Genomic DNA, 8,362 nt, shown 5'->3' on the forward strand with positions numbered 1-8,362 from the left:
AGAAATTTTTCAAAAAATACGGCGAAAGAATTTTCAAAATTCTAGTTATTCACCCGTCCGTATCCTGCGAAGCGGTTCGACGCTAGGCAGCTTATGCGGTCTTTGCCACAGCGCACGATGTAGCTATTTTCCATCTTTTGCCCCGCTACATGGACGTTTTTCTTATTTAAATTTACGAAGTCCGCTTGATTTCTACCGCGAGTATTGTGGACAAATTTCACGCGACCGTCGGCATAGATCTCGCGCACGATACCGATATGGCTGATCTCGTTATTGACCTTGCCTTTGTTAGAGCGCAAGGTGTTTTGAAAAAATACCAAATCCCCCACTCGCGGCGTATTGCTGAGTAAATTTTTACGGCTGTAATAATTATATATTGCTTGGGATTTACGTCCGTTTGTGAAGTATTTCGGCAGATCTTTTGAGTTAAAAAATAGATCATCGTATTTATCATTTAGCACGGTAATAAATCCGCTGCAGTCCCCTCCCGCGCGAGTACCAGTGTAATCGTCTACCGATGCAATTAGCGGGCGGTTAAACTCGCTTCCTGGCACCGAAGTTATTCCTTCTTCATGATCGTTTAAGACATACGCTTGCTGGCTGCCGGCAGACGGGGCTTTCGAGGAGCAACCGATCAGCAAAAACGCACCCAAAGCGCAAATAATTAGTTGTTTCATATAAAAAATCCTTATAAAATTATGTAACGGTTAAATTTAGGCGTAATTTTAGCGCTCAGTGGTAACAAAATGGTAACTTTAAAGCTAAATTCTGTATAATCGCCGAAATTTTATACGGAGAAATCATGCATTATCTACGAATTAACGGGGGCAAAAAACTAAGCGGCAGCGTCAAAATAAGTGGCGCAAAAAACGCCGCACTGCCGCTCATAGCTCTATCTATCCTTTCAAAAAACGAAGTCGTAATTAAAAATTTACCCGCAGTTTCCGATATCCACACGCTAATTCAGCTGCTTTCAAATTTAGGCGCAAAATGCGAGTTTCTTGACGCCAACACCGCCAAAATCGATCCGCGCGAGATAAACTCGACCAAGGCTATCTACGACATAGTGCGTAAAATGCGCGCTTCGATCTTGGTGCTAGGACCGCTTTTAGCGCGGTTTAGACACTGCGAGGTAAGCCTTCCCGGAGGCTGCGCGATCGGCGCAAGACCGATCGATCTGCACCTTAGCGCGCTTGAAAAGATGGGCGCGGAGGTTAAGATCGAGCAAGGTTACGTCGTTTGCACCGCAAAAAAGGGGCTTAAGGGCGCGACTATAAATTTTGACAAAATTACCGTCACCGGCACCGAAAATATCGTAATGGCGGCTGCCTTAGCAAGCGGCACCACTCATATCATAAACGCGGCAAAAGAGCCCGAAGTGATCGCCGTTTGCAACGCATTAAAAAGCGCAGGCATCGACATAGAGGGCATCGGCACGAACGAAATCCTCATCAAAGGAAGCGGCGGCGAGCTTTTAAGCTTAAACGAAATTTCGATTATTCCCGATCGCATCGAAGCAGGCACCTATCTGTGCGCAGGCGCGATCACGGGCTCTCGTATCAAGATCACGCACGCTTGCGCGGCTCATCTTGGCGCAGTGCTTGCAAAATTTGAAGATATGGGCTTTAAATTTGAAATTTCAAGCGGCGGCGAGGAAATAACTATCCTGCCCGCCTCAAAGATCAAACCCGTAGAGATTATAACGAGCGAATATCCGGGCTTTCCTACCGATATGCAGGCGCAGTTTATGGCGCTTGCGTGCATCTCCTCGGGCGTCAGCACCATCGACGAGAGGCTTTTTGAAAACCGCTTCATGCACGTAAGCGAACTTTCAAGAATGGGCGCAGATATCCGCCTAAACGGACACATCGCGACGATCAGCGGCGGCAAGCTAAACGGCGCGGACGTGATGGCTACCGATCTGCGCGCCAGCTCGGCACTCGTTTTAGCCGCCCTTGCGGCGCGCGGCGAGAGCAAAATACATAGAATTTACCACCTGGATCGCGGATATGAGAGACTAGAGGCTAAGCTTGGTGCGCTTGGCGCGGACATACAGAGGCTCGAGGAATGAAGACTTCGGAATAAAATCTTGCGCAAGCAAGCAAAGTGGAATTTTACGAGCGAAATGTTTTGAAATTTTAAGTAACACTAGCATTAAAATAAGGCAATTGAGCCCGTAAAATTTCGCGCATTTATTTGGGTAAAATTTTGCTTTGCAAGCTTTGGCGCAACATAAAATTTAAGGTCACGCGAAGTATTAACTGCGCGAATTTAAAATGTAAAAAAATGATAAAAAGGACTTAAAATGATAGGAATAAATGAGGCTATAGATTTGGCTACGGCTAGAATCACATCAAGCAGGCGGAGCGAAATGGTGCCTCTTCCCAGCGCCTTAGGTCGTATCCTTTCTAGCGATATTTCTGCGATTAAAAACCTGCCCTGCTTCGATAATTCGGCGCTTGACGGCTATGCCTATGCGGCGGACTTCAAAGACGAAGAGCTAAAAATCGTAGAGCCTACGATTTTTGCGGGAGATGAGAAATTTTACGAAATCAAGGCTACGCAAGCGCAAAAGATAATGACCGGCGCGCCAATGCCTGCGGGCGCGGACTCTGTCGCGAGGCTAGAGGATGTAGACGCGCAAGGTGGAACTCTAAAAATCCCTGCTTCCGTTCATGCCCACGACGGCTTTCGTAAAAAAGGCGAGGAGGTGCGCGCGGGCGAGCTTTTATTGCGCCGTGGCGAAATTTTAAACCCTGCTAAAATCATGCTTCTTGCCGCGCAAGGAATTTACGAAGTAAGCGTTTACGCGCGTCCTAAAATCGCCCTATTTTCCAGTGGAAACGAACTAAAAGAGCCGTGGCAGAGCGCAAGTGAGCGCGAAATTTATAACGCCAACTCTAGTGGCATTGCTGCATTGCTGCAAAAATACGGCTTTGAAAATGAGTATTTAGGGATTTTAAAGGATGATTTTAGCGCGGTATGCGAGGCGCTAGACGCTGCTACGCGTAAATTTGACGTGCTAATTACCAGCGGTGGAGCAAGTGCTGGGGAGGCGGATTTTATGCAAAGCGCTATGAGTGAACTTGGATTTTTACAGGTTTTCGATCACATCGATATCAAGCCCGGCCGCCCCAGCAAGTGCTTCGCAAAAGACGGCAAATTCGTCTTTGCAATGGCAGGCAATCCGATGGCTGCTTTCGTGCTTACGCGCGCAGTCATACTGCCGATCCTATTTAAGCTTAGCGGCGCAAGCGAGGCTTTTAGCGCAGAAGCGGCGATCTATGCCAAGCTCGCAAGCGATCTGAAGCTAAAAAGCGGCAGAGTAAATTTAACCGTAGGCGCATATGAAGGCGGAGTTTTTACGCCTATGCCGTCGCCTTCTGGGCGCATCAGACCGCTGGCTGCGGCATCGCATTTTTTCTTGGCTGATCCCGAATGCGACAAAGTTCGCGCTGGAGAAATCGTAAAAATTTATGAAATTTAAGCGAGAAATTATTGACAAATGAAAATTTATAGGCTACAATCGCGCTTTATTTTTATCGCATGCGGGAATAGCTCAGTGGTAGAGCGCAACCTTGCCATGGTTGATGTCGCGAGTTCGACTCTCGTTTCCCGCTCCATCTTAACTTCAAATTTTAAAATTCCTTCCGCTCCATTCGCTTTTAAAGCACAAAATTTCGATATGAAAGCCTTGAAATGAAAATTTTAGTTTGCGTAAGCGGCGCGAGTTTTTGCGAGATCGGGCTTGATCTGCTTAAATTTCTTGCCAGCTCGCCGCATGAAATCCACGCCGTGTTTACGCAGGGCGCGCGCCGCGTCCTGAGCGCCGAAAGCGGCATAGACGCGGACGAGGCTTTAAAATCCGCGGAATTTAGGAGCGTAAAATTTTACCCCGATAACGATCTTAGTGCGCCGCCCGCTTCGGGCTCGTTCGGCATTGACGCAGTGATCTTTGCGCCCTGCTCTATCGGCTCTTTGGCTAAAATTTACGGTGGGCTTTGCGACAGCTTAAGCACCCGTGCCGCCGCAGTCGCGCTAAAAGAGCGCAAGCGGCTGGTCCTAGGCGTGCGTGAGATGCCGCTTTCTGCGATCAGCCTGCGTCAGATGAGTGAGCTAGCCGCACTCGGCGTCATCATCGCTCCGCCCGTGATCGCAGGCTACTGCGGCGTGCAAAATTTAAAAAATTTCATAATCGGCAAGTGGTGCGACGCGCTGGGCGTGCAAAACGAGCTATTTAAAAGGTGGCAATAATGCAAAACTCAAGAAAATGTATCTATCCGGGCACTTTCGATCCTATCACGAACGGTCATCTGGACGTCATCAAGCGCGCGCTAGGCCTCTTTGATGAAGTTATCGTGGCAGTCGCGCTAAACGAGAGCAAAAAACCCTACTTCAGCCTAAAATCCAGACTAGAGATGGCGCGAGCCGCGACACGCGGGCTTCGTGGCGTGAGCGTGCAAAGCTTTGATAATCTACTCGTGGATTTTGCTAAATCTTGCGGCGTGCGCTTCGTTATCCGCGGGCTTCGCGCGGTTAGCGACTTTGAGTACGAGCTGCAGATCGGCTACGCAAACGCCTCGCTATGGGAGGAATTTGAGAGCGTGTATTTGATGCCGACGCTCAAAAACGCCTTCATCTCAAGCTCGATCGTCCGCTCCGTTTTGAGCCACGGCGGCGACGTTTCGCACCTAGTGCCGAGCGAAATTTTAAAATTTTTAAAAAAATGAGCTTGCAAGCGATTAAAATTTAGCCTACAGGTGCGATTAAATTTAAAATTTACAAGCCGCACGGGAGATAAAAATGAATAAGCAAATGGATGAGATAGAAAGACTGCGAACGTTTTTAAAAAGCGTGAGAGATGAATACAAAGCCTTAAATAAAATAGCCGAAGCGCAGGCCGTAAGCAGGCGCTGGGCGTCGGACGAGTATATTAATTTAGAGCCATTTTATTTTGAGTTCAACCGTTTCTCAAAAGGTAGAGTTTTAAAAGAAGCGCCTAAAAATATCGCAAACGCCTACGAATACGGCTTTGACGCGCAAGATCGCGTCGTTTTTGAAAGACAACATGACGGCAAAAAAAGTTTCTTTGAAAGCCTTTATTTTTGGGGGCGGGACGAAGTTTTAAAATATCATTTCGGTTGCTACAATAAAAGATGCTCAAAATGCTTCAATATAAAAAGATTTGCCTATGAGGATGGCGTGCTAAAGTCCATCTATTCGGCCTTTGACAACAACGCCTATGGGATAGAAAATTTTACTTACGAAGGCGGCAAACTCGCACAAAGACAGGAGTATGTAGAGCACCCTCGCGCAGGCAGAAGGAATGACGTAACAAACTATGAATTTGACGCAATGGGCGAGCTGAGCTTGATAACCGAAAATGGTTATGTGCGCTATCAAAAGCCCAATAAGGATATGAGCTACAAAAAGCTCTATGAGCTCGCCGCGCAAAGGCTGCTGCCCGCGATTAAAGAGACGATCAAAAAGCACGCGCCAGGCTGTAAGCTCTACTGCATAAATTTAGCTTGCGACAATAGGAGTTTGCCGCCGATCATCGGATTCGGCTCGCAAGAGCAGCGCGCGCAGTGGCTTGCGCGAAAAGATGGCTGGCTTCTTTGGCTCGTTCCTGATTACGAGTTTCGAGCCGAGGTCGAAGTAGACTACGAAACGGCGAAAATTTTTGATCTTTTCAATCAAGAAACGCAGCTAAATGATAAATATGCGCAGGCTAAAAAGCTCATTTGGGAATGCGTGAAGCAGCTCAAAGCAGATCTTGGCGAATTTGCGCTCGATATGACGGAGGATTTTACGATCACGGCTACCGATTGCGATCTTAGCGATCTGCGGAAAAATTTCATAGCGATAAATCCCGAACCGATAGGCGGATAAGGGCAAAACTTAAAATTTCATCGTCGCGATTTTATCATTGCGCGCAGCACTCGCCCGCCCCAATGCGCCCCACTCTGCATAACGCCGCCCTGCTCCGCCCGAAGTGCCGCCATTTCCGTCTGACGCCATCCGATTCAACTGGTATACGTCCTGCTCTGTATGATGACGCCCTGCTTCGCCTGACGCGTCATCATATCCGCACGGCGTGCCGTCTTTACCGACTGGTGCCCTGCTTCGCTCGATACAATGTCCGTAAGCGCAAAATTTACTCGCCTGCTGTTATGCGGCGCATCCGTCCGAGCGCTAAATTTAATCGCGAGCCGTTCCACAAAAAGCAGGAGCCGAGTAAGGCAGAGCGCCCGATAAAATTTTATGCCGAAAAATAAAAATCGGCTTGCACAAGCTCGCGCAAAAGCCGATTTTGAGGCAAAATTTTACGCCCCGCTGTTTAAAAAAGCCGCTATTTAGCTATAAGCTTGTAAAATAGCGCACAAATTTAAAGGCGGAAAATGTATGTAATATTCGAAGGTATCGACGGCGTGGGCAAAAGCACGCAGATAGCGCGGCTAGCGGCAGCTTTTCCGCAGGCGATCGTGACTAAGGAGCCCGGCGGCACGAAGCTCGGCGAGGCGGTGCGAAGCCTCGTTTTGGGCGAGGATTTTAAGTGGCGGCGCGGCAGCGTAAATCTGCGCGAAGCCTGCGGCGAAATTTCAAAGCGCGCCGAGCTGCTTTTGTTCCTCGCAGACCGCGCCGAGCACTACGAGCGCGTGATAAAGGGCGGCGCGGACAGGCTCGTGCTAAGCGATCGCGGCTTCATCTCGGGGCTTGCCTATGCGCTGGCAAACGACGAAAACGCGGATCTTAACGAACTCATCGCGCTTAATAAATTTGCGCTCGGGGGCAAATTTGCGGATAAAATCGTGCTGTTTTTGGCAGACGAACAGCTCGTCAAAAAGCGGCTTAAAACGCGCGCTAGCAGCGATATAATCGAAGCTCGCGGGCTGAAATATCTAATGTGCGTGCAAGATCTTATGGCGCAGGCATGCACGGCGTGCGGCGTTGAGACCCTGCAAATCGACGCCGCACAATCCGAAGAGGCGATCTGCGATCAGATAAGAAATTTCATACTTTCTTAAAATTTTAAGGCGTGGAATTTTGCCGCGGGAATTGATTTCTCAGCTCTGCCGTGAAATTTTAACTATGAAATTTCATCGTGAAATTTCATCTCCGAATTTCGTTATGGAATTTTACTGGCGTGGTTCTAGGTAAAATTTCATGGGCGGAATTTGTTTTATAATTTCGCGGCAAAATTTCGCTACGGAATTCTGTCTTAAAATTCCGCCGCAGACTGAAAAAGCGCGAAATTTCATAAGCGAAATCCCGCGCGGAATTTTTATACGCGGATTTGCAAGCGGAATTCCGCTTAAGCTTTAGATTGAAAGGATAATGATGAAGACGTTAAAGTTCGTTTTACGCAAGGTTTTTAAATTTATATTTCTATTTTGGGTGGTCATAAGCTCGCTTTTGGGTAGCTATATTATCGCGGATAAATTTTTCGGTCGTACCGTCGTATCATGGACGCTAATCCTAGATTTTAGCAGCGCTTCGCTGGATCTGGAGGATTTTAGCATCAGCGCTAGCTTAAGAGCTACCACTATCGGCGGACGATTATGGCGCGATGATCGCGAGCCGAAGCCCGACTTCTCGGACGATAACTCCACCGGCGCCCCGTATGAACTAAGTATAAAATTTGACCACGTGAGCACGCCAGGGATCGTGCTGAAAAATATCAAACTCGAGCAGGTGCAAAGCGGGCGCATCGTGTTTGAAAAGAATGAGCTAGAGGTGCCGATAGAAATGGGCTATAGCGGTTACAAAAGCGGCGGATTGGAGATACCTGATCTCGATTCTACGCATGTCAAACACAGACTGAGCGCCGAAATATGCGTGTCTGGGGGCACTTGCACAAACTTCACGCATTATTTCTTGCCGTACAGACATGTAGAGGGCACGGCGGCTCTGCGGGGTATTTTTTAGCCGCGAAAGATTCGGCGTGAAATTTTAAAACATAAAATCTGCGGCGGCATGGGTTAATTTGGCTGAATAAACGAGTAGATTATCGATGCCCGTAACGTGATAGTATGCTTTATTCGCGTGGCGGAATTTTGCCGCTTACCGTATTTGTGGAAAACAAAATTTCAAAATTTCGGGGCGCATAAAATTTATAGCGCAGCGTGAAATTCTACCCGGCAAAAATTTATGCCCTATTCCGGCACCGATAAATAAATCTGCTAACAAATCCCGAGAGGCGACAATCTATAAAATGATAAATTTACAATGCAGCGATTGGGCACAAAATTTTAAAATTACCGGCAAAAATATCATGATTTAAAAAGCGCGTTACTTATTATAAAATGCGCTTTATTATCATTCGCCCTTTTATAATTTTCAGTATTTTTGCTAGCCGTTT

General features: G+C 47.6%; 8 protein-coding genes and 1 tRNA gene. 8 read left to right on the forward strand and 1 reads right to left on the reverse strand.

Going from position 1 to position 8,362, the window contains the following annotated elements:
• Positions 1-41: 41 nt before the first annotated feature.
• Positions 42-677, reverse strand: coding sequence for an NlpC/P60 family protein (locus tag Q0620_RS03880; protein ID WP_297990381.1), 636 nt, complete (start codon positions 675-677; stop codon positions 42-44).
• Between the two features lie 125 nt (positions 678-802).
• On the opposite strand from Q0620_RS03880, the gene murA reads away from it, so the two are divergent.
• The 8 genes from murA to Q0620_RS03920 all read left to right on the forward strand — a co-directional run bounded on the left by murA (position 803) and on the right by Q0620_RS03920 (position 7,929).
• Positions 803-2,071 carry a UDP-N-acetylglucosamine 1-carboxyvinyltransferase gene (gene murA, locus Q0620_RS03885; protein WP_298783297.1) on the forward strand — a complete coding sequence of 423 codons (1,269 nt, stop codon included), beginning with the start codon at positions 803-805 and terminating at the stop codon, positions 2,069-2,071.
• Between the two features lie 234 nt (positions 2,072-2,305).
• Positions 2,306-3,487 carry a molybdopterin molybdotransferase MoeA gene (locus Q0620_RS03890; RefSeq protein WP_298783298.1) on the forward strand — a complete coding sequence of 394 codons (1,182 nt, stop codon included), beginning with the start codon at positions 2,306-2,308 and terminating at the stop codon, positions 3,485-3,487.
• A 61-nt stretch (positions 3,488-3,548) separates the two neighbouring features.
• Positions 3,549-3,623: transfer RNA gene (locus Q0620_RS03895), tRNA-Gly, on the forward strand.
• Between the two features lie 76 nt (positions 3,624-3,699).
• Complete coding sequence (locus Q0620_RS03900) at positions 3,700-4,254, forward strand: UbiX family flavin prenyltransferase (protein WP_298783300.1); 555 nt, start codon at positions 3,700-3,702, stop codon at positions 4,252-4,254.
• Positions 4,254-4,730: a pantetheine-phosphate adenylyltransferase gene (gene coaD / locus Q0620_RS03905; RefSeq protein ID WP_177387474.1), complete on the forward strand. Its 477-nt coding sequence runs from the start codon at positions 4,254-4,256 to the stop codon at positions 4,728-4,730. The genes Q0620_RS03900 and coaD overlap by 1 nt, the downstream gene beginning before the upstream one ends.
• Before the next feature lie 73 nt (positions 4,731-4,803).
• Entirely contained in the window at positions 4,804-5,892 is a 1,089-nt protein-coding gene (locus tag Q0620_RS03910) for a hypothetical protein (protein ID WP_298783301.1), read from the forward strand.
• Positions 5,893-6,401: 509 nt separating this feature from the next.
• Positions 6,402-7,028 (forward strand): dTMP kinase, encoded by a 627-nt coding sequence (gene tmk, locus Q0620_RS03915; RefSeq protein ID WP_298783302.1) that lies wholly within the window; start codon positions 6,402-6,404, stop codon positions 7,026-7,028.
• Between the two features lie 313 nt (positions 7,029-7,341).
• Positions 7,342-7,929, forward strand: coding sequence for a hypothetical protein (locus Q0620_RS03920; protein ID WP_298783303.1), 588 nt, complete (start codon positions 7,342-7,344; stop codon positions 7,927-7,929).
• Positions 7,930-8,362 lie beyond the last annotated feature (433 nt).

The sequence above is a fragment of the uncultured Campylobacter sp. genome (assembly GCF_938017615.1).
Taxonomy (GTDB): domain Bacteria; phylum Campylobacterota; class Campylobacteria; order Campylobacterales; family Campylobacteraceae; genus Campylobacter_B.

Excerpts from the sequence above, each read along its gene's own strand:
- Q0620_RS03910 (WP_298783301.1), top strand. The coding sequence starts at position 4,804 with ATGAATAAGCAAATGGATGAGATAGAAAGACTGCGAACGTTTTTAAAA.
- tmk (WP_298783302.1), top strand. The coding sequence starts at position 6,402 with ATGTATGTAATATTCGAAGGTATCGACGGCGTGGGCAAAAGCACGCAG.
- Q0620_RS03890 (WP_298783298.1), top strand. The coding sequence starts at position 2,306 with ATGATAGGAATAAATGAGGCTATAGATTTGGCTACGGCTAGAATCACA.
- Q0620_RS03900 (WP_298783300.1), top strand. The coding sequence starts at position 3,700 with ATGAAAATTTTAGTTTGCGTAAGCGGCGCGAGTTTTTGCGAGATCGGG.
- murA (WP_298783297.1), top strand. The coding sequence starts at position 803 with ATGCATTATCTACGAATTAACGGGGGCAAAAAACTAAGCGGCAGCGTC.
- Q0620_RS03880 (WP_297990381.1), bottom strand. The coding sequence starts at position 677 with ATGAAACAACTAATTATTTGCGCTTTGGGTGCGTTTTTGCTGATCGGT.
- Q0620_RS03920 (WP_298783303.1), top strand. The coding sequence starts at position 7,342 with ATGAAGACGTTAAAGTTCGTTTTACGCAAGGTTTTTAAATTTATATTT.
- coaD (WP_177387474.1), top strand. The coding sequence starts at position 4,254 with ATGCAAAACTCAAGAAAATGTATCTATCCGGGCACTTTCGATCCTATC.